The organism is Rhizobium chutanense (assembly GCF_002531935.1).
Classification (GTDB): Bacteria; Pseudomonadota; Alphaproteobacteria; order Rhizobiales; family Rhizobiaceae; genus Rhizobium; species Rhizobium chutanense.
This window is the reverse complement of sequence record NZ_NWSV01000049.1, coordinates 1-20,133: the sequence shown is the minus strand read 5'-3', so window position 1 is coordinate 20,133 and position 20,133 is coordinate 1. Positions and strand designations below refer to the sequence as shown.

Sequence of the window (20,133 nt, the reverse complement as noted above, 5' to 3'; positions counted from 1 at the left end):
CCCCTGGGGGATGGCCATCCCCCAGGGGTCGCACCCATCATCAAACATCGGATGCAGTTTGAACATGCAAGGGGGCTACACGGCACGCCCTATCGTGTACAGTATGTGCGTCTCCGCTTACCAAGCTTCCAGCACCGGACTCCCCAACACCTTCCCCGTCACCACATCGGCAATCCCCCGATCGGTCTGGTGCGGGCCGGTATTGCAGGCGAGGGTGGCGCCGAAGCAGGCCTTGAAGACCCGGTAGGGCGGTTTCCAGTCGACGATCTTTTCCATGGCCTTGCGGATATCGGCGAAGGTCTTGGCGGTGTCCTCAAGCGATGCATCGGTCACCAAGCCGGAGAGTGGTAATGGCAGGAGCGCCTCGATCTTTCCGTCTTTGGTGACCGCCATGCCGCCGCCGGCTGATATGACGGCATTGGCGGCGAGGGCCATGTCGCGGGCATTGCCGCCGAAGACCGTGAGGTTGTGGCTGTCATGCGAGACGGTGGTGCAGAAGGCGCCGCGCCATTCGCCCCAGCCGCTGAGGAAGCCGATGCGCGGAGTACCTTCGGCCTTGCCGTGGCGATGGGCGACCGCGATCATCGCGCTGCCGGCCGGCGGCACGACGAAGCCGTCCCGGACCTCCGTCTCCGCCTCGCCCCATTGTGTGAAGCGCGGGCAGTCGATGGTGGCGACGCGGACGCGCTCACCTCCCGACGGAACGCGGAAATCATTTTCGCCGAATTGCGGGAGCTTTACCGAATTTTCAAGGGGTGCCGTATCGAGCTGCCCGACGTCAACCTGCATGCCGCCGTTGCGGGCGACGATGCGGCCGCTCCATATGACCAGCCGCGCCCGGAATTCCTCGAGGTCTTCGAAGAGCACGATGTCGGCGCGGCGGCCGGCGGCGACAAGGCCGAGATCGGAGCGCTTCAACCGCGCCGCGGCGTTGAAGGTCGCGGCCCGCAGCGCCCATTCCGGTTTCATGCCGTAGCGCACCAGACGGCGGATGACGTCGTCGAGGCCGCCGCTTTGGTAGAGTTCATCGGGAAAGACGTCGTCGGTGCAGAGTGTCACGGTCGGGGGCAGGTGGCCGAGACCATTCAGCACCTCGACGAATTCCTGGAGCAGATGGTCGTGGGAGCCGCGCAGCTCGATCGTCAGGCCGGCGGCAAGCTTGGCGGCGAGGTCGGCGCCGGAGGTGAGTTCGTGGTCGGAGGTGACGCCCGATGCCATGAAGGCGTTGAGATCGGCGCCTTCGAGGCCACGGGCATGGCCGCAGACAAGCTTGCCGGAGGCAAGACCGGCATTGACGATATCGGTCATGCGCGGATCGCCGTCGATGACGCCGCGCATGTTCATGACTTCGGCAACGCCGCCGACGGCGGAGGAGCGCAGCATCTCGGCGACGACGGCGGCATCGAAATCGGCACCGGCACGTTCCAGGCCAGGCGCCGATGGTACGCAGGATGGGGCGAGCAGGATCATGCGCAGCGGCAGCGAGCGCGCCGCCTCGATCGCCCAGCGCACGCCGTCGAGGCCGTGGACGTTGCCGAATTCATGCGGATCCCAGACGATTGACGTGACGCCGCGCGGCAGCACCGCCCTTGCATATTCGGCCGGTGTCACCATCGAACTTTCGACATGCATGTGGGTGTCGATCAGGCCGGGCGTCAGGATGCCGCCCGCCGCGTCGACGATCTCGAGCGCATCCGTGCGGCTTGCCGGGGCATGGACGCTTGATATCAGGGCGCCGACGAGGCCGATATCGGCTTTCCGGACCAGGCCGGTCACAACGTCGAGCAGCCGGCCGCCGGTCATCAGCATGTCGAAGGGGGCATCGCCACGCGCGGCCGCAACGGCACGGGCGCGCAAGGCGGGATCGTTGAGATCGGCGGGTTCCTGGCGAGGGGTGGCGGTCATTTGCGGGCCTCGTTGACCAGGGCGGCGAGGATGATCGCGCGCGCCCTGTCGGCATCGATGTCGGCGGCGAATTGCCCATTGAAACTCGCATGCGTGGCGCGGGTTTCGACGACGGTACGGCCACGGGTGAGCGCGCCCTGCAGCTCGACGTCGATGCGTGCGGGGCGGAAGCTGACGATATCGGTAGCGACGAAGGCGACGGCGGCGCAGGGGTCATAGATCGCCATGGCGGGGCGGCCGCGGCTGATGGCGATATTGACATAGCCCGAGAACATATCGGCGATCAGCTCGGCATTGGCGCCGCCGGCATTGCGCACCGGCTCGACATCCTCGGGCCGCGCCAGCACCTTGCGGCAGAGGTCGAGATCGACCATGCGCAGCGGCAGGTCATGGGCGATGACGATCGCCAGCGCCTCGGGATCGGCCAGCGCGTTGAACTCGGCCGAGGCCGTGTGGTTGCCCGATGTCACGCCGCCGCCCATCCAGACGAGTTCGTCGATACGGGCGGCGAGATCGGGACGGGCAAGCGCCACGGCGGCGATATTGGTGAGGGGCCCGAGCGCCAGGATGCGGTGCGGGCCGTCGCGCTCCAGCCAGCGGCAAAGTGCTGTGAAGGCATCGCTTTCGGCGAGGGCGGGCGCCTCCGGCAGGATCTTGCCTGTTGTCGGAATGCCGGTTGCGCCGAGGATGGCCTGAGCGGTCTCGAGCTTGCCGAGAACCGGCATGGCGCGGCCGGTGTGGATGGGGAATTTCCAGCCGAAGGCACCCGCGGCGCCGGCGGCATTCCTTCTCACCTGCGGCAGCGGCGCATTGCCGAAGACCAGTGATAGGCCGTCGATCTCATATTCCGACTGTGCTACCACCAGAATGGCCGATATGTCGTCAAAGCCCATGTCGGTATCGATCCAGACGCCCATGATGTCACCCGAATCGTTTGAGGTTTGCCGCGCCGGCAACCGGCAGATCGAAGGCGAGCGTGCTGCCGATTTCGTGCGGCGGCCGGCTTGCGTCGATCTCGGCCTTGATAGGCCCGAGCGAGGTATCGAGGAGATATTCGCGGGTGCTGCCGGCGAAAGACGTGCCGCGTACAGCGCCCTGGAAGGGGCCGGAACCGAGGTTCACCGCGCGCGGTCGCCAGGCCAAGCCCGCTGAGGCTTCCGGCACCGCGCCGGAAAGGGCGATCGGCCCGTTCGGCGTCGCGAGCTTTCCGTCCTTCAGCGCGAAGACATTCTCGAAGCCGACGAAATCGGCGACGAAGGCAGAGGCGGGAGCGTTGTAGATTTCTTCCGGCGTGCCGATCTGCTCGATGCCGCCGTTCAGCATCACGACGATGCGGTCGGCGAGCGCCAGGGCTTCGGTCTGGTCGTGGGTAACGAAGATCATGGTGACGCCGGTCTCCTTTTGCACACGCTGCAATTCGGCGCGCATTTCCAGGCGAAGCCGGGCATCGAGATTGGAGAGCGGCTCGTCGAGCAGCAGCACCTTCGGCTCCATCACCATCGAGCGCGCAAGCGCCACGCGCTGCTGCTGGCCGCCGGAGAGTTCGGCGGGCTTGCGGCCGGCGAAGGCCGAGAGGCCGACGGATGTGAGGCCGGAACCGACGCGGGCGTCGAGATCCGCACCTGACATGCGCTTGAGGCGCAGGCCGAAGGCGACGTTCTCATAGACCGTCAGATGCGGGAAGAGGGCGTAGGATTGGAAGACCAGGCCGACGGCGCGTTTGTTGGCGGCGATGCGGGTGATATCGGCGCCGTCGAGGCTGATGCGGCCGGAGGCGGGCGTCAGCAGGCCGGCGATCGCACGCATCGTCGTCGTCTTGCCGCAGCCGGAGGGGCCGAGAAGGGCAACGAGTTCGCCTTTGCCGATCGCGAGGTCGAGGTCTCTCACCGCGACCGTATCGCCATAGGCGAGCGTCAGCTTGTCGAGTTGAAGATAGGCATCAGACATAGCGCGAAAATCCCAGGAAGCGTTCGGCGAGGAAGACGATACCGATCGACAGGAAGGCGAGAAGAGCGGAGAGCGCCGCAATGGAGGGGTCGTAGGTGGTTTCCATGTAACCCAGCATGTCGATCGGCAGCGTCCGGACGCCGGGGCCGGAGAGGAAGAGCGAGACGGGCACCTGATTGAAGCTGGTCACGAAGCCGAGGATGAAGGCGGCCAGAATGCCGCCGCGGATATTCGGCATCACCACACGAAAGAAGGCGCCGGGCCTGGAGGAGCCGAGCAGCACGGCAGCCTCTTCGATATCCGAGCGCAGATTGTCGAGGCTCGCCGAAACGACGCGCACGGCATAAGGCAGCACCAGAGCCGTATGGGCAAAGAACAGCGCCAGCGTGATGTTGAAGCCGAAGGGCACGACGAGATAACGCAGCAGCGCCAGACCGACGATGATGCCGGGCACGATGATCGGCAGCGAGACGATGGTGCGGACAGTTTCGGCCGCGGGCAGCCGGTAGCGGGAGAGCGCGTAGGCGGCCGGGATGCCGAGGACGAGGGCGGCGAGCGTTCCGAAGACGGCGAGGAACATCGACATGGCGAAGCTGTCGCGGAAACTCTCGATGGTGAAGACCTTCATCATCCAGCGCAGCGACAGTCCCTGCGGCGGGAAGGCCAGCGTATCGCCAGACGAGAGCGAAGCCGCGATAATGATCAGGAACGGGCCGATCAGGAAGATCAGCAGCAGCAAGAGCACAATAGGCGAAAACAGCCGCAGGGTCATCGGCGGTTCCTGGCCGTTGCAAGGCGTTTCAGCAGGATGTTGGCGGCAAAGCTCATGACGATCAGGATGAAGGCGATGACACTCGCCGAGACGAAATCATTGGCGACGGACACCTGTTGGTACATCAGCGTTTCGAGCATCAGTACCTTGGAACCGCCAAGAATGGCCGGCGTGATGTAGGCGGTGAGCGAACCGGTGAAGACAAGCGTGCCGCCGATGACGAGGCCTTCCCTGGTCAGCGGCAGGATGACCTTCCAGAACACCTGGAACCAGTTGGCGCCGAGCACACGGGCGGCGGGGATCGCATCCTTCGGCATGTTTTCGAGCGCGCTGATCAGCGACAGGATCATCAGCGGCAGGAAGAGCTGCAGGAGGCCGATGAAGACGGCGGTCTCGGTAAACAGCAGCCGCAGCGGTTCGGCGCTGAGGCCGAGGCCCGTGATCGCCTGGTTGACGATGCCGGTGCGGCCGAGAATGACAATCCAGGCATAGGTGCGCGCCACCGGTGAGATCATCAGCGGCAGGGTGATGAGGCCGATCATCCGGCCCTTGCCTTTCGGCGGCAGATTGACGATGGCAAAGGCCGCGGCATAGCCGACAACCGCCGAGACGGCGGTGACTTCGAGGCCGAGCCGGAAGGTTCGCAGGAAAACGGTGCGGTTCAGTGTTGCGGAGAAGAAATCGGCATAGGCCGACAGCGTCCAGGCGCCGCCGGCGCGGAAGCCTTCCGACAGCAGAATCGTGACGGGCAGCAGAAAGACCAGGGTCGCAAAGATGGCTGCCGGCAGGGCAAGCGCCAGGGCTTCTGCGCGGTTCTGGAACATGAGGCGCCTTTCAAGCGGACGGGAGAGCAGGCCCGGCAGCGCCGGGACCGGTTTTCACGCGGACCTTACTGGCCGACCTTCTCGTTCCAGGTCTTCAGCCAGCCGGCGCGATTGTCGAGAACGACGGCTGATGGGATCAACTTCAGACTCTTGGCCGTTACCTCGCCATAGGTGAGGTTGTTGGCCGCGGTCTCGGACAGCTTGACCTCGCTATTGGCGGGGCTGTCGATCAGCTTCTCGGCGAGCTTGGTCTGGATGTCGGTCGAGAGCCAGAAATCCATGAACTGCAAGGCGAGATCCTGGTTCTTCGAACCCTTGGTCAGCACCAGCACGTTCATGCCGCCGGTCTGGCCTTCCTTCGGCGTCGCCCAGGCGACCGGGACGTCGAGCTTGGTGAAGCCCGCCCAGGAGAAACGGCCGATCGGCGCTGCCCAGATCTCCTCCTGCTGCATCAGCTGGACGAGCTGGGAGGACTTTTCGTAGAAGGTGACGATCTCATCTTTCTTCTCGCCCAGCGCCTCGATCGGTCCCTTCAGATCGGGCGTGTCCTTGCCGAGCGCCTGGCCCAGCATATAGAGCGCCGGCGGCCCCTGATTGGTGGTCACGTTCGGAAAGGCGACGTGGCCGATATATTCCGGTTTCAGGAGATCGGCCCAGGAGTCGATCTTCATCTTGTCGGAGCGATAGGCGATGGAGGTGGCGTAGAAGGTATATCCGACGCTCATGCCGTCGCCGTTCGGATCCTTGGCAAGGTCGTACAGCTTGGCGAAATTGGAAAGTTTCGCGGTATCGATTTTGTCGATCAGCCCGGCGCGGGAGGCGGCCAGCGCATCGGCCATGGATACGGCGGCGAGATCGACGACGGGATTGGCCTTGTTGGCCTCCATCTTGGCCAGGCGTTCGACGCTGTTGCCGGTCTCGACCACGAGCTTGCAGCCGCATTTGGCTTCGAACGGATCGTAGACCAGCGACTTGAAATCGTCCTGGGCAAAGGCATAGGCGGAAATGGTCAGCGTCCGTTCCGCCGCGGATGCGGCAAGCGGCGACAGTGCGGAGAGCGCCATCGAGGCAATGACAGCTTTTTTCATCCTACATGTTCTCCATCTCTGAGGTTTTTGGTGCCGGGTCCACAAGGCCCGGATGATTGGCGGACGATCAGCTGCATGGCGACACGGTCGGTCGTCGCGGTCACGAGTACGCCCTCTCGGGTGACACTTGTTTTTATGGCATCCGTCAGCGCCGACACGGCAATCTCGGCAATCCTATTCATGTCCATCCGCACCGTTGTCAGCGACGGGGTGACGACGGGCGACCAGATGAGGTCGTCGAAGCCGGTGACGCTGACGTCAGTGGGAATGTTGATGCCGGCCTGCTGCAGTTCCGTCAGCGCCCGCAGCGCCTGGAGGTCGGACAGGGCTGCGAAGGCGGTGAAACCCTGTCTTGCCTTTTCAGCGACGCCGAGCGGGCAGCCGATGCCGCCGTCCTGCTCCAGCCTGTCGATCCACAGCGTTTCGGCATGCATGCCCGGGCGCATGCCGGAGCGGATGCCGCCGGCACGGTCATTCTGGACGTTGGATTCCTGATTGTTGCCGATGATGAGGATGTGGCGATGGCCAAGGCCGGTGAGGTGGTCGGCGATTTCGCGGCCGCCTTGCCAATGGTCGGCCGCCACGGTGTTGCCCGGCGTCGAGGCGGTGTCGATGACGGCGACCGGACAGGCGGCGGCAGAAATACGGGTGGCGCGCCGGGGAATAATGATCATGCCATCGACACTGCGCTCGACGAGCCGATTGATCGCCTCGGTCTGCGCGGCGGCATCACCGCGGGAATCGGCGATCAGCACGCCGTAACCGGCGGCGGAGGCGGCGAATTCGATCGCCTGCGCGATCTTCGGAAACAGCGGATTGGCGATATCCGGCAACACCAGGCCGAGAACGCCGCTGCGGCCGGTCCTGAGCGCTCGGCCGGCCTGGCTTGGGACATAACCGAGTTCGGCTGCATGCTCGCGGATTTTTTCGATCAGTTGGCCGGAGACCCGGCCCTTGCCGGAAAGCGCGTTGGAGACAGTGGCGACCGAGACGCCGAGCGACGTCGCTATCCTGCTGAGGTTCGGTCCGGGGCGCGATTGAGGCATAATCGACGGCGCTCTGATTAATCGTTTAAGCAAAGCCTTTAGCGCGACTTTGCAATCTTGTCGAATCCAAATTCATCTTATGCGGAATTATCCCAGAAGCGAATTCCGCGGGCATGAAAAAACCCCGCGAGACGATCGCGGGGTTTTGATTTCCAAAAGGTGAATTGCCGATCAGCTCTTGGCCGGCTTCGCTGTCGGCACGGGCTTCACCGGTGCGGTGGTCTTGCCGCCGGGCGCATAGCCGCCGCCGACTGCGATGTTCAGCGAGACGTAGTCCTTGGCCATCTGCTGGACGGACTGGGCAAGGCTTGCCTGGGCCAGCGAAACCTGGCGCTGCGCGTCGAGAACGTCGAGCAGCGAAGAGGCGCCGTCCTTGTAGGATGCGGTGGAAAGTTCGAGTGTTTCCTGGGTGGTCTTGACCTGGGCCTGAAGTGCGGCGACCGTACGGGCATCGCGGCGGACAGCCGCAAGCGCGTTCTCGACCTGTTCGACCGCGGTCAGCACCGTCGACTTCCAGTTGAGGTAGGCCGTGGCGGCATCGGACTGCGCCGACTTGACGTTGGCGCGCAGACGGCCGCCGTCGAAGATCGGCAGGTTAAGGGTCGGGCCAAAGGACCAGGGCGTCAGGCCGCCATGGATACCACGCTGGTTGATGTAGGACGGCGAGATCGAGCCGCTGAGCGAGATGCTCGGATAGAGCTGCGCCTGGGCGACGCCGATATTGGCGGTTGCGGCAGCGAGATCACGTTCCGCCACACGAATATCGGGACGGTTGCGGATCAGGTCTGCCGGGATGCCGGAGGTGATGCCGCCGCGGAATACCGGCTGACCAGAGCCCTTCAGCAGTTCATCGACGAGAGCCGAGGCCGGCAGGCCGAGCAGCGTAGCGATATGATGAGCCGATATGCGGATGTTGGTTTCGAGGCCCGGAATTTCGGCGAGCGTCGACTGTACGAGACCTTCGGCCTGAACGACGTCGAGACGCGAGGCGGCGCCAGCTTCGAGCTGGAACTTGGTCAGTTCGTAGGTTTCCTGGCGAGACTTCAGGTTGGCCTTCGAAAGCGCCAGGCGCTGCTGGTAGTAGCGAACGTCGATATAGCTCGAGACGAGATCCTGGATCAGAGTCAGCTTGGCAACATCGGCTGATGAGTAGGCGGCATCGAGCGAGGCGAGAGCGCTTTCGGTGCTGCGCTTGTAGAGGCCGAAGAGATCGAGCAGCCAGCTCAGCTGGACTTCGCCCGCACTGGTATTGCGCGTGTCGAACTGCGTGCGCAGCTCGCCTCTCTGGCCGCTAACCGTGTGCGAGCCGCCGACGGTCAGGTTCGGCAGGGCGCCGGCTCCGGCGGTAGTGACGGCGGCGGAGGCCGCATTGATGCGCTCGATCGCCTGCTGGACCGTCAGGTTCTGCTCAAGGCCGGAGTTGACGTAGCCGTTCAGCCTCGAATCGTTGAAGGCGGTCCACCAGGCTGCGGTAGCAACATCACCATCGCTCTTCGTTCCGCCTTCTCCGAATTTGGCGGGCAGCGGCATTTCAGGAGGAACATGATCCGGGCCAACAACGCAGCCCGACAACAACAATAATAATGCCGGGGTGGCAAAACGAAGAGATACCATTCATTTCTTCCTGTACTCGAGCAAGTCAATTCTTGTCCGAAGCTTCATGCTTCACTAACGCAGCTGCGCCTCGTCCTACCAAAAATACACACACCGAAGCAGTCGGGCGCAATGTAGCAATCGGAACAGCATTATCACAGTGCATTTTTATCACACTCCTGCCGCATTTTTGCGCCGTGTGGCAAAGATACGTCGGATGACGACGAAAAAGGACGGGACGAAGAAAATTCCGAGCATCGTCGCCGCCAGCATGCCGCCGAGAACACCGATACCGATGGCGTTCTGTGCCGCGGAGCCCGCGCCTGTCGCGATCGCCAGCGGCACAACGCCGAGAATGAAGGCAAGTGAGGTCATAATGATCGGCCGCAGGCGCAATCGTGCCGCCTCCAGCGTGGCTTCGTAGAGCCCCATGCCGCTTTCCATGCGGTCCTTCGCGAATTCGACGATTAGGATCGCGTTCTTTGCCGCCAACCCTATGGTGGTGAGCAGGCCGACCTTGAAATAGACGTCGTTCGCCTGACCGAAGAGGGTCGCCGCAGTCAGCGCCCCGAGAATGCCGACCGGCACCGCCATGATCACCGAGAAGGGGATCGACCAGCTTTCGTAAAGCGCCGCCAGGCAGAGGAAGACCACGAGGACCGAGATCGCGTAGAGCATCGGCGCCTGCGAACCGGAAAGGCGCTCCTGATAGGAGATGCCCTGCCAGGCGACCGTATACCCCCCGCCGAGCTGTTCGGTCAGCGCTTCCATTTCGTTCATCGCATCGCCGGAAGAGACACCGGGTGCCGAAGCGCCGTCGAGCGGAATGGCGCTGACGGCGTTGAAGCGGGCAAGCGATGGTGCGCCCTTCACCCACTCCGTCTTGGTAAAGGCGGAGAAGGGCACCATTTCGCCGGCTGTGTTGCGGGCGTACCAATGGTTGAGATCATCCGGCTGCATGCGGAAGGGCGCATCGCCCTGGACATAGACCGGCTTGATCTCGCCGTTCAGCGTGAAGTCGTTGACGTCGCGGCCGGTGAAGATGATCGACAGCATCGAGTTGACCGAGGCGATGTCGACGCCCATGGCGCCGATCTTTTCTTGATCGAGCACGATGCGCATCTGCGGCTCGACTTCCTTGTTGCTGCTGCGCAGCGCCACGATCTTGCCCGAGGTATTGCCCATCTGGATCAGCCGCTTGGAGGCGGCCGTCAGGGCGTCGCTGCCGTGGCCGCCGGTATCGACGAGATACATGGAGAAGCCGCTCGATACGCCGAGACCCTGAATCGCCGGGGGCAGGAGCGCGAAGACCTGCGCCTCGCGGATGGCAAAGAAATTGCGCAGCGCGCGGTTGACGACCGACTGGGCGCTCAGATTCGGATCGGTGCGCTTGGAGAAATCCTTGAGTTTGGTGAAGACGATGGCGCTGTTCTGACCGGAGCCGTTGAAGCCGAAACCCAGCGCGCCGAACACCGATTCGACGGCATCCTTTTCATTCTGGCGATAGTAATTTTCGACTTTCTCGACGACGGCCTGGGTCTGCTGCGTGGTCGAACCCGGCGGCGTGGTGACGATGGTGAGCAACACGCCCTGGTCTTCCTGCGGCAGGAAGGAACTCGGCAGGCGAGTGAAGAGGTAGGCGCAGCCGGCGCCGACAAGCAGGAAGACCAGCATGACGCGGATCGGTCGCTTCAGGAGGTAACCGATGGTGCTGATATAACCGTTGGTCGAGCGGGTGAAATTGCGGTTGAACCAGTCGCCGACACGGTGCTTCCGGTGTTCGCCGACCGGCTTCAGCATCGTAGCGCAAAGGGCGGGCGTCAGCACAAGGGCGACGAGCGCAGACAGCAGCATGGCCGAGACGATGGTGATCGAGAACTGACGATAGATGATCCCGGTCGAACCGCCGAAGAAGGCCATCGGAATAAAGACGGCGGTCAAGACGAGCGCGATACCGACGATGGCGCCGGTGATCTCGCCCATCGATTTTTCTGTCGCCTCCAGCGGCGAAAGCTTCTCCTCGGACATGATGCGTTCGACGTTTTCGACGACGACGATGGCGTCGTCGACGAGAAGGCCGATCGCCAGCACCATGGCAAACATCGTCAAGGTATTGATCGAGTAGCCGGTGGCCGCCAGCACCCCGAAGGTGCCGAGCAGCACGACGGGAACGGCAATCGTCGGGATCAGCGTTGCTCGCAGGTTCTGCAGGAAGATAAGCAGCACGACGAAGACGAGCACGATCGCTTCGATCAGCGTGTGCACGACCTTCTCGATCGACAGTTCCACGAAGGGCGTCGTGTCGTAGGGATAGGTGATCTCCACGCCCGCCGGCAGGCCGCGGCCGATGACCTCGAGGGCGGAGCGGACGCGAGCTGCCGTATCTATGGCGTTGGCGCCGATCGCCAGGTTGACGGCAAAACCGGTCGACGGCTGGCCGTTATACCGCGAACCGCCGCCATAGCTTTCCTGGCCGATCTCGATGCGCGAGACGTCGCTCAGGCGCACCGTGGCGCCATCCTTTTCGACCTTGAGGATGATGTGCTCGAAATCGGCGACGGTGGTCAGCTGGCTTTGGGCCGTGATGGTGACGTTGATCTGCTGGCCGGGGGTCGCCGGCTGGGCGCCGAGCGAACCGACGGAGACCTGGGTATTCTGCGCCTGGATGGCCGACGTAACGTCGCTCGGCGTCAGCTGGTACTTCAGCAGCTTGAACGGATCGAGCCAGACACGCATGGCATAACCCGAACCGAAGACGTTGATGCTGCCCACACCTTCCAGGCGCTGGATCTGATCCTCGATCGAGGTCGACATGATATTGCCGAGGTCGACCGAGTTGCGTTTGCCGTCGGTCGAAACCAGCGAGCCGACGAGAAGAATGCTCGAAGTCGAGCGAGTGACGCTGATGCCGGCATCGATGACGTCGCTTGGGAGCTGCGACTGGACCAGCTGCAGCTTGTTCTGCACCTGCACCTGGGCAATATCGGGGTCGGCGCTCGTTCCGAAGGTGAGCTGGATGCTGGCCGAACCGGTGGACGAGGTCGAGGTCATATAAGTGAGGTCGTCGAGGCCGGTCATGCCGTCCTCGATGATCGTCGTCACGGATTTTTCGACGGTCTCGGCGCTGGCGCCCCGATAGGTGGCATTGATGCGGACCGTCGTCGGGGCGATGTCGGGATATTGCGAGATCGACAAAGTGAAGATCGCCAGCAGGCCGGCGAGCATGATGGTGATCGCAATGACCCAGGCGAAAATCGGACGTCGGATGAAAAACTTGGCCATCGGTTGTTCCTGTGCGGCTGAGACGGTGACGATGCAGGCTCGAAGCGATTATTTCGCTGCGGGCTTCTGCGTATCACCGGCCGCGGGCTGCTCAGCAGGCACGACCACGCCGTTGTCGTTGATCTTCATCGGGACCGGCTTTACCGGCATGCCTGCCGTGATCGACTGCAGGCCGCTGACGATCAGTTGATCGCCGTCCTTGATGCCTTCGGTCACGAGCCAGGAATTGTTGGAGGGCGAGCTGTTCTCGAAGGCGCGGGTTTCGACCTTGCCGTCGGCGGAAATGAACTGTGCCGTCAGCCGGCCATTGGCGTCACGGCTCGTTGCCAGCTGCGGCAGCGCATAACCGGCCTCGGCGCCGAGTTCGACGGTTGCCCGGACATACATGCCGGGCAGGACAATGCGGTCGGGATTGGGAAAGAGCACGCGGATGATGAAGGTGCCTGTGGTCTCGCTGACCACCTGCTTCGACATGTCGAGCTTGCCCTGCTGGTTATATTCCTTGCCGTCTTCGAGGATCAGGTGGAAGGCGACATTGTCTGCGCCCTTGATGTCGCCGGCGGTCATAGCATCGCGCAGCTTCAAGAGGTTGGTGCTCGATTCCGTCAGCGAGATATAAATCGGATCGAGCTGGCGGATCGTCGTCAGCGCCGTCGTCTGGTTGGCCGAGACGACGTTGCCGACATTATAGGCCGTCTGGTCGATGACGCCGTCGAAGGGTGCGACGATCCGGGTGTGGTCGAGATCGATCTGCGCGGCGGCAAGCGCTGCTTTTGTCGATTCCACTTCCGCCTTGGCCTGGAGCAGCGTCGTCTTGGCCGTTTCGAATTCGATCTGGGTGGCGCCGCTGCCGACGAGGCGCTGGTAGCGGTCGAGATTGCTTTCGGCGCTCGGCACGCTCGCTTGCGCTTTGGAGATTGCCGCCTTGGCCTGTTCGACGGCCGCGATATAGGGCGCATCCTCGATCTGGTAGAGAAGATCGCCCTTCTTGATTTCTCCGCCTTCCTTAAAGGCGATCTCTCGGATGATGCCGCTCACCTGCGGCCGGATATCGGCTGTCTGGAAGGTTTCGGCGCGGCCCGGAAGGATCGTGGTGATCGGGAAACTGTCCTTCTTCAGCGTGATCACGCCGACCGGGGCTGCCTGCTGTGCTGCCCCTGCGTCGGCATTGCCGGCAGGTTTGCCGGCATTGTCGCTGCAGGCGGCGAGCAACGTGCCGAACGCCAGAGCCGAGGAGATGAGGAGGGCGCGCCGGATCATTCTGAATTCCCTGTGCGGTGGCAATTGCCGTACAATCCACGGGCTCGGCCACGGGCTCAGCTTGACCAAGCGCAGGCTTATATAAGCGTCAGGATTGATTTGGCTTCAAATGCCATCCGGATTTAACAAAGGCTTTACGAAGTGACGTAAGTCAGCAATCGTCACTTAGCAAGCGTTATTTTGCAATGCGGCATCGACGAAGCCGACAATGTCCTCGGCACGGTGGACGAGGGTTTCCTTGTCGTCGCGGGCAATCAGGATCGGGTGCAAGACGCAGGCCAGCACGTCTGCGACGGTGCGTGCGGCGCGTTCGGGATCGCGGCACTGATACCGTCCCTCCACCATGCCTTCGCGGATGATTTCGCCGAGCTTCTGCTCGATTCGGGCGCGATAGCGGTTGCCGGCCTCAAGTTTGGCCTCGATCGTCGAAAGCACCATTTCGAAGATGTACGGGTTGTTCTGGATGTCCTGCAGATGGCCTTCCAGTAGGCGCAGGACGAAACGGAGCAGTTGCTGCTTCGGCGGCAGATCCTGCTCGAAGGCGGCGAAACGCTCGGCGGCATTGTCGAGATGGCGTCCGGCGATCGCGTCGATCAGCGCGACCTTGGAATGGAAATGCTTGAAGACGTTGGCGGGCGACATATGCAGTGCGCCGGCGATGTCGGCGATCGACACGGCGACGTAGCCGCGCTGGCGAAACAGCACCTCCGCCATCGAGAGAATATCCTCGCGCGTTTCTTCGGCCTTGCGTCTCGGCCTTTTTATCATCCGTCCCCCGGCGGGCCGAGCCCGGTATCCCTTTTGATGCTAGCGCTATTGCCTGTCGTCTTTTCAAGGGAAGTAGGGGGCGAGGTTGTGTCGAACACGGGCAAGCGGTGTGTCGTGGCTATTGTCGGGGACAAAACGCTCGCCGGTGATCGCCTCGTAAGCCTTGATATAGACGGCCGAGGTCTGCTCGATCAGTTCGACGGGGATTTCGGGGATCTCGTCCTTATAGGGATCGCAGCGCTCGGCCACCCAGGCACGGACGAAGTCCTTGTCGAAACTTTCCGGACGTTTTCCGGCCGCAAAGCTTGCCGGATAGCTTTCGGCAAGCCAGTAGCGGCTGCTGTCGGGCGTATGGATTTCATCGGCGAGGATGATGTTGCCGTCGCCATCGGCGCCGAATTCATATTTGGTATCGACGAGGATCAGGCCGCGTTTTGCCGCCATCTCCTGGCCGCGGGCAAAGAGGGCGAGCGCGTATGTCGACAGTGTCTGCCATTGCCCGGCAGTCAGAAGGCCGCGGGTGACGATTTCGGCAGGCGTCAGAGGCTCATCATGGCCGCCGTCGAATTCCTTGCTTGTCGGGGTGATGACGGGTTCGGGCAGGATCTGGTTGTCGCGCATGCCGTCGGGCAGGCGCATGCCGTACATCTCGCGCTCGCCCTTCTTGTAGAGTGTCAGGATCGAGGTCCCGGTGGTGCCGGCGAGATAACCGCGCACGACGATTTCGACCGGCAGAATGTCGAGCCGCTTGCCGATGACGACATTCGCATCGGGATAATCGAGAACGTGGTTCGGGCAGATGTCTTTCGTCGCCTCGAACCAGTAGCGCGCCGTCTGCGTCAGCACTTGGCCCTTATAGGGGATGCAGGTGAGGATGCGGTCGAAAGCGCTCAGCCGGTCGGTGCTGATGATAATTCGCCGTCCGTCCGGAAGATCGTAATTTTCGCGCACCTTGCCGCGATAATAGTTCGGCAGTTCCGGGAAATGGGCTTCGGAGAGGATTCGCACGGTGCTCGACTGTCCTTGTGATTGGGTGAAGGCTTCCTGTCGTTTCATGGCCGGGAAGTCAAGGTGGCCCCAAGTATCGCATCACAGAGTATCGCATCACAGCCAGAACACAGCCAGGAGAAACAAGGCGAGGCCATAACTTGTCGCGGCAAGCGGCCAGCCGGCGCGCAGGAAGTCGCTGAAGCGGTAGCCGCCGATGCCCATGGCCAGCGTGTTGTTGTGATGGCCGAAGGGCGTCAGAAAATCGAGCGAGGCGCCAGCGGCGACAGCGATCAGGTAAGCGTGCGGCGCGTGCTGTCCGGTTCTTGCAAATTCCAGGGCGATCGGGGTCAGGACGATGGCGACCGTTGCGTTGTTGACGAAGGGCGTCAGCGCCATGGCGAGGAAGAGAATGAGGGCGACGCCGAAGAGCGGCTGGGTGATCGGCACGACCAGGCTCAGCCAGCCGGCGATGGTTTCGGCCGCTCCGGTGCTTGCCACCGCCTGGCCGATCGGGATCATCGCCGCCAGCATGATAATGATCGGCCAGTTGAGATCGGCCATCGCCTGGCGGATGTTCAGATGATTGAGCAAGGCGAGCGCGAGCACGACGCCGGCAAAGGCGACGTCGGGACGCAGACCGGCCGCAGACGCGGCGACGCCGCAGGCAAAGAGCGCGAAGGGCCGCCAGGAGAGCGAGGCTGGTTCGGTCGAAGCAGCCGAGGCAAGCGGCAAGCACTCGCTTTCTTCGAGCGCTTCGGCGATTGCCATGCGCGGCCCCTCCAACGTCAATATATCGCCGATCGATAGTTGCAGGTCGAGGAAGCGGCCCTCGATGCGCGGCGCGCGCATGGAAAGAGCGGTGATCGCGACACCGCGACTGTGAAAAATTTCGAGCGAGCGGATCCGCGAACCCACAAGCGTGCTTTCCGGCATGACGACGCTTTCGACGCGGAAGAAATCCGGCCGCAGGCCGTGCGGATTGATATCGGCCATCAGCGCCTGCGCGGCGGCAAGAGCGGCAAAGACCGCATCGCTGCCTTCGGCAAGCAGCACGTCGCCGGCCGCGATCACCGATTGCTCGAGCGGTCCGAAGACGAAATTGTCACCGCGGATCAGCGCGTGGGCTTTGATGCCGAAGCGGGCCGGACAATCGGAAAGCCTCACGCCGATCAGCGGCGAAACCTCGGGGATGCGGCGCTCGACGACGATGCGGCGCGTGGTCGGCGAGATCGTCGCCGGCGCTTCGTCGGGTTCAGGAAAGAGCCGCTGTACGCGAAGGGCGCTCAGCATTATGCCGGCGATTGCAACCGGCAGGCCGACATAGGCGAAATCGAAGAAGTGAAAACCGGCGCCGGTTGCCTCGCCGAGTGCATCGCTGACGAGCAGGTTGGCCGGCGTGCCGATCAGCGAAACGAGGCCGCCGAGCAGGGCTGCGAACGAGACCGGCATGACGAATTGACGGCGGGGGATCGCTAGAGCCGAGCCGAGCCGCAGGGCCACCGGCAGGGTGATCGCAAAGGCACCGATATTGTTCATGAAGATGGAGATGAAACCGGCAAGCAAAGACGTGCCTGAGATGACCTGGAAACCCGAGGGTTCCGTGGCCGCGAAACGGGCAGCGAGACTGTCGAAGAGCCGGGCCCGCGCCAGCACCTGGACGATGAGCAGGATCTCGACGACGGTGACGACGACGGGGCTGGCGAAGCCCATGAAGACCTGATCGGCGGGATAAAGGCCGAGCGCATGGCCGGCAAGCAGACCGGCGATCGCGACCACCTCGATGCGGAAGCGATCGAGGGAGAAGAGAACGAGCATCGCCAGCAGAAGGATCAGCAGGGATGCTTGCGCAAACGACATGGGCAGGTCCGGTGTTTCATCGATCAGGCCGGACTGTAATCGTTCCTCATGGGCTGTACAGAGGTGCCGACAAGCAGGACTGCAATATCTCCTCTCAGGCCGCTGGCGCCTGCCACCGGCCTGCGGCGTTCCGCTCCAGAAGGGGCGTTGCGAAGACGCCGACAGTGCGTGCCGCCCATTGCGGCCCGGCGGCCATCAGTCTTTCGCGCCAACGCTCCGATTGCAGCATGGCGGCGCCGATGACGACGGGTTCGATATCGCAGGCTTTCAGCAGATCAAGCGCCGCAACGATCGAGGCGCCGCTGGAAATGACGTCGTCGATCAAAGCGACGCGCCGTTCGCTCAGCAGCGGCAGCATGCGCGGATCGATATAGAGACGTTTCTCCTGCGTCGGCGTGGTGATCGAGGACAGGGCGACGGAGAGCTCGTCGCGGTACCAAAACTTGCGTGAGGTGCCGAGCGGAACATATCGGTTATGACCGAGCTTCTGCGCCACGGCGGCGGCAAGCGTCAGGCCGAGCGTCGGCAGGCCGGCGACGACATCGATACGCAGGGGCCTGATCTTTTCGGCAAGGCTTTCGGCGAGCGCATCGAGCACGGCGAAGCCTGCCTGATTGACGATCAGCGAGGCGAGGGCGTGATTGCCATCCGCCAACACACGGATCGGCAGGCGAAGCTGGCGGCCATCTTCCAGCGTGGCGACATAGAAGGAATCGAATTCGCCATCGCCGGTAAAGGTGCCGGGCGGATGAAGCTCCTGCCAGAATTCATGCGGCGCCGTGTCGGTTACATCAGTCAATTGCGTCTTGCCTTTTCGATGCCGGTTTTCCGCCGCAGCGACTGCAATTCCGCCTCTGTCAGCGCGCGCACGGCGCCTTTCGGCAGTTCGCCGAGTTCGAGCCCGCCGATTGCGACGCGCACGAGGCGCAGGCATTCCGTTTCGAGCGCCTCCAGCATGCGGCGGATCTGGCGATTGCGCCCCTCGTCGAGTTCGACCTCGATCCATGAATTCCTGTCGCCCTGGCGCAGGCGCCGCGCCGCTGTTGCGGTCAGCAACTCGCCGTCGTGGCGAATGCCCGATGTCATCGCGGCAATCGCCTCGTCATCCATGATGCGGTCGATCTGAACATGATAGGTTTTCGTCACATGGGTGACGGGATCGAGCAGGATCTGGGCAAATTCGGTGTCGTTGGTGAAAAGCAGCAGGCCCTCGCTCGCCTTGTCGAGCCGGCCGACGGGGGAGAGATGCGGGATGTCGAAATCCCTGAGGCAATCATAGACCGTCGGCCTGCCTTCGGGATCATGGCGGGTGGTGACGAGCCCACGCGGCTTGTTGAGCATCAGATAGATTTTCGTCTCGGCAGCGATAACCAGGCCGTCGACGCTGATCCTTGCCGTTGCAAGATCGACCCATGCGGAAATATCCGTGACGGCGCGGCCGTTGACGGCGACACGGTTCTCGGCAATCAGGCGTTCGGCCTGCGTGCGGGAGCAATAACCGAGCTTGGAAAGGGCGCGGGGGAGGGTGACCCGCTTGCCGGCAGCGTTGTCGGCGAGCTTTGTCCGTTCACGCGTCTTATTCGGGGGGCGCCGCTCCCTCATCTGCCGTCCTTGTTCTGCTTTTGACGCCCGTCTCTTGGCACGAACCGCAGAAGGATGCCAGCAAGTCGAATAAAACGAGGGGAATATAAGGCGCCGCAAAGGGCGCTCAGCGCTTCCGGATAAAGCGCCGCCAGGGTTCGATGAGGGCAGGTTGCCTCAGCGGCAGACCATGAATCCGGCCAGTTCCTTGCGGCTGACGACAATACCGGCAGCGGCCTTGACCGGGTCCGGATGCGTGTAGGACAGGCTTGGCATTTCCGGCAGGTCGAGTGCCTGACGCATATTCATGATGCCGACCGCGTGACGACCATTGGCGCCGTCGACGCTGACTTCGATGATGCAGTTGGCCCTCTTGTTTTCCATGGTAGTCCTCCCTTCGTTTTTTATGTTCCCATGGCTCGCATTAAAAATTGGTTTTTGTAAGACGTAAGCATTTACGCACTCTACGAAAAACGGATCGGCGAGTGCGTAAAAAGTATGCTTTTTTGGCGGAAGCGGAGGCTTTAGCGCCACCAATGGCGAGGCTGCGGCTGCGGGCTGCCTGAAAGCAGATATCCGGCGAGGAATCCAATGGCGCCGGCAAGTATCAGCGCGGTGGTCGCGGCAGTCGGATGCTCGCGGGCGGCGCCGGCAGCCGCTGCCCCTTCGGCCCTGATCTGGGCCACGGCATTTTTAGCCCGGGGCAGGGCTTCGTCATAAGCTTTGCCGGCGCGGCCGCGCACCTCGTAATAGGCTTCGGCCCCTTGAGCGGAAATCATCTTCTGCAGGCGCGAGACTTCCTGTTGAAGTGCGGCGATGTCTTTGCTGACGGATGCTCTGATATCATCGGTGTTGGCAGCCATGTCGGTCTCCTTCCTTCAATGGGAAAGACAACACCTAAAACGGAGATTGGTTCCGAAATGTCAGCCGCTGGGTATGTGACGGAAATTTGAGGCTGACGGCGACAGGCTGTTTAATCTCCTATTAACCATAAATCCGCTCAAGCCGCTGTTTTTTCGTTATCTTTCCGCAGCAGCGGGGTCTTTCCGATGGTTTTTTGACCAGGTGATAAAGGAATTTTCGGGAATCCGCTCCGAAAAGGTGCCCTGTGGAAAATGGCGACCGACAAAAATGCCTGCCGAATCAACCTGTTACAAAATTGTCAAAAAACTTTTGATTGGTGTGTTGACTTGGAAAAGGGGATAGTTCTATAAGCCCAC

General features: G+C 62.5%; 16 protein-coding genes and 1 pseudogene. All 17 read right to left on the bottom strand.

Annotation, left to right across the window (positions count from 1 at the left end):
• Window positions 1–117: 117 nt before the first annotated feature.
• The 17 genes and pseudogenes from CO666_RS32225 to CO666_RS32145 all read right to left on the bottom strand — a co-directional run bounded on the left by CO666_RS32225 (window position 118) and on the right by CO666_RS32145 (window position 19,776).
• Window positions 118–1,905 (bottom strand): adenine deaminase, encoded by a 1,788-nt coding sequence (locus CO666_RS32225; protein ID WP_097615964.1) that lies wholly within the window; start codon window positions 1,903–1,905, stop codon window positions 118–120.
• Window positions 1,902–2,822: a nucleoside hydrolase gene (locus CO666_RS32220; RefSeq protein WP_097615962.1), complete on the bottom strand. Its 921-nt coding sequence runs from the start codon at window positions 2,820–2,822 to the stop codon at window positions 1,902–1,904. The genes CO666_RS32225 and CO666_RS32220 overlap by 4 nt, the downstream gene beginning before the upstream one ends.
• 4 nt (window positions 2,823–2,826) lie before the next feature.
• Window positions 2,827–3,852, bottom strand: a complete 1,026-nt coding sequence (locus CO666_RS32215; protein WP_097615959.1) for an ABC transporter ATP-binding protein — start codon at window positions 3,850–3,852, stop codon at window positions 2,827–2,829.
• Window positions 3,845–4,624 carry an ABC transporter permease gene (locus CO666_RS32210; RefSeq protein WP_097615957.1) on the bottom strand — a complete coding sequence of 260 codons (780 nt, stop codon included), beginning with the start codon at window positions 4,622–4,624 and terminating at the stop codon, window positions 3,845–3,847. Before CO666_RS32210 ends, CO666_RS32215 begins: the two co-directional genes overlap by 8 nt.
• On the bottom strand, window positions 4,621–5,448 hold the full coding sequence (locus CO666_RS32205; RefSeq protein WP_097615954.1) for an ABC transporter permease: 828 nt from the start codon (window positions 5,446–5,448) through the stop codon (window positions 4,621–4,623). Before CO666_RS32205 ends, CO666_RS32210 begins: the two co-directional genes overlap by 4 nt.
• A gap of 65 nt (window positions 5,449–5,513) precedes the next feature.
• On the bottom strand, window positions 5,514–6,536 hold the full coding sequence (locus CO666_RS32200; RefSeq protein ID WP_097615952.1) for an ABC transporter substrate-binding protein: 1,023 nt from the start codon (window positions 6,534–6,536) through the stop codon (window positions 5,514–5,516).
• Window position 6,537: 1 nt separating this feature from the next.
• Window positions 6,538–7,582 (bottom strand): annotated as a pseudogene (locus tag CO666_RS32195) (LacI family DNA-binding transcriptional regulator).
• A gap of 171 nt (window positions 7,583–7,753) precedes the next feature.
• Window positions 7,754–9,196: an efflux transporter outer membrane subunit gene (locus tag CO666_RS32190; protein ID WP_097615949.1), complete on the bottom strand. Its 1,443-nt coding sequence runs from the start codon at window positions 9,194–9,196 to the stop codon at window positions 7,754–7,756.
• Window positions 9,197–9,346: 150 nt separating this feature from the next.
• Window positions 9,347–12,457, bottom strand: coding sequence for an efflux RND transporter permease subunit (locus tag CO666_RS32185; protein ID WP_097615947.1), 3,111 nt, complete (start codon window positions 12,455–12,457; stop codon window positions 9,347–9,349).
• 48 nt (window positions 12,458–12,505) lie between these two features.
• The gene (locus tag CO666_RS32180) at window positions 12,506–13,717 is read right to left on the bottom strand and encodes an efflux RND transporter periplasmic adaptor subunit (RefSeq protein ID WP_097615944.1); all 1,212 of its coding nucleotides are present in this window, start codon (window positions 13,715–13,717) and stop codon (window positions 12,506–12,508) included.
• A gap of 165 nt (window positions 13,718–13,882) precedes the next feature.
• The gene (locus CO666_RS32175) at window positions 13,883–14,485 is read right to left on the bottom strand and encodes a TetR family transcriptional regulator (protein WP_097615942.1); all 603 of its coding nucleotides are present in this window, start codon (window positions 14,483–14,485) and stop codon (window positions 13,883–13,885) included.
• Between the two features lie 63 nt (window positions 14,486–14,548).
• Complete coding sequence (locus CO666_RS32170) at window positions 14,549–15,493, bottom strand: phosphoribosylaminoimidazolesuccinocarboxamide synthase (RefSeq protein WP_097615939.1); 945 nt, start codon at window positions 15,491–15,493, stop codon at window positions 14,549–14,551.
• Between the two features lie 96 nt (window positions 15,494–15,589).
• Window positions 15,590–17,332, bottom strand: a complete 1,743-nt coding sequence (locus CO666_RS32165) for an SLC13 family permease (protein WP_097615937.1) — start codon at window positions 17,330–17,332, stop codon at window positions 15,590–15,592.
• Window positions 17,333–17,426: 94 nt separating this feature from the next.
• Window positions 17,427–18,131 (bottom strand): phosphoribosyltransferase, encoded by a 705-nt coding sequence (locus CO666_RS32160; RefSeq protein WP_097615934.1) that lies wholly within the window; start codon window positions 18,129–18,131, stop codon window positions 17,427–17,429.
• Window positions 18,128–18,934 carry a pseudouridine synthase gene (locus tag CO666_RS32155; protein WP_097615932.1) on the bottom strand — a complete coding sequence of 269 codons (807 nt, stop codon included), beginning with the start codon at window positions 18,932–18,934 and terminating at the stop codon, window positions 18,128–18,130. Before CO666_RS32155 ends, CO666_RS32160 begins: the two co-directional genes overlap by 4 nt.
• A gap of 156 nt (window positions 18,935–19,090) precedes the next feature.
• Window positions 19,091–19,297, bottom strand: a complete 207-nt coding sequence (locus tag CO666_RS32150; RefSeq protein WP_007631295.1) for a hypothetical protein — start codon at window positions 19,295–19,297, stop codon at window positions 19,091–19,093.
• A 140-nt stretch (window positions 19,298–19,437) separates the two neighbouring features.
• The gene (locus tag CO666_RS32145; RefSeq protein WP_097615929.1) at window positions 19,438–19,776 is read right to left on the bottom strand and encodes a hypothetical protein; all 339 of its coding nucleotides are present in this window, start codon (window positions 19,774–19,776) and stop codon (window positions 19,438–19,440) included.
• Window positions 19,777–20,133: the final 357 nt, after the last annotated feature.

Bases quoted from the DNA above. Each gene is read 5' to 3' on its own strand.
- CO666_RS32180 (WP_097615944.1), bottom strand. From the start codon at position 13,717: ATGATCCGGCGCGCCCTCCTCATCTCCTCGGCTCTGGCGTTCGGCACG.
- CO666_RS32155 (WP_097615932.1), bottom strand. From the start codon at position 18,934: ATGAGGGAGCGGCGCCCCCCGAATAAGACGCGTGAACGGACAAAGCTC.
- CO666_RS32210 (WP_097615957.1), bottom strand. From the start codon at position 4,624: ATGACCCTGCGGCTGTTTTCGCCTATTGTGCTCTTGCTGCTGCTGATC.
- CO666_RS32175 (WP_097615942.1), bottom strand. From the start codon at position 14,485: ATGATAAAAAGGCCGAGACGCAAGGCCGAAGAAACGCGCGAGGATATT.
- CO666_RS32215 (WP_097615959.1), bottom strand. From the start codon at position 3,852: ATGTCTGATGCCTATCTTCAACTCGACAAGCTGACGCTCGCCTATGGC.
- CO666_RS32190 (WP_097615949.1), bottom strand. From the start codon at position 9,196: ATGGTATCTCTTCGTTTTGCCACCCCGGCATTATTATTGTTGTTGTCG.
- CO666_RS32145 (WP_097615929.1), bottom strand. From the start codon at position 19,776: ATGGCTGCCAACACCGATGATATCAGAGCATCCGTCAGCAAAGACATC.
- CO666_RS32185 (WP_097615947.1), bottom strand. From the start codon at position 12,457: ATGGCCAAGTTTTTCATCCGACGTCCGATTTTCGCCTGGGTCATTGCG.
- CO666_RS32220 (WP_097615962.1), bottom strand. From the start codon at position 2,822: ATGGGCGTCTGGATCGATACCGACATGGGCTTTGACGACATATCGGCC.
- CO666_RS32165 (WP_097615937.1), bottom strand. From the start codon at position 17,332: ATGTCGTTTGCGCAAGCATCCCTGCTGATCCTTCTGCTGGCGATGCTC.
- CO666_RS32150 (WP_007631295.1), bottom strand. From the start codon at position 19,297: ATGGAAAACAAGAGGGCCAACTGCATCATCGAAGTCAGCGTCGACGGC.
- CO666_RS32225 (WP_097615964.1), bottom strand. From the start codon at position 1,905: ATGACCGCCACCCCTCGCCAGGAACCCGCCGATCTCAACGATCCCGCC.
- CO666_RS32200 (WP_097615952.1), bottom strand. From the start codon at position 6,536: ATGAAAAAAGCTGTCATTGCCTCGATGGCGCTCTCCGCACTGTCGCCG.
- CO666_RS32205 (WP_097615954.1), bottom strand. From the start codon at position 5,448: ATGTTCCAGAACCGCGCAGAAGCCCTGGCGCTTGCCCTGCCGGCAGCC.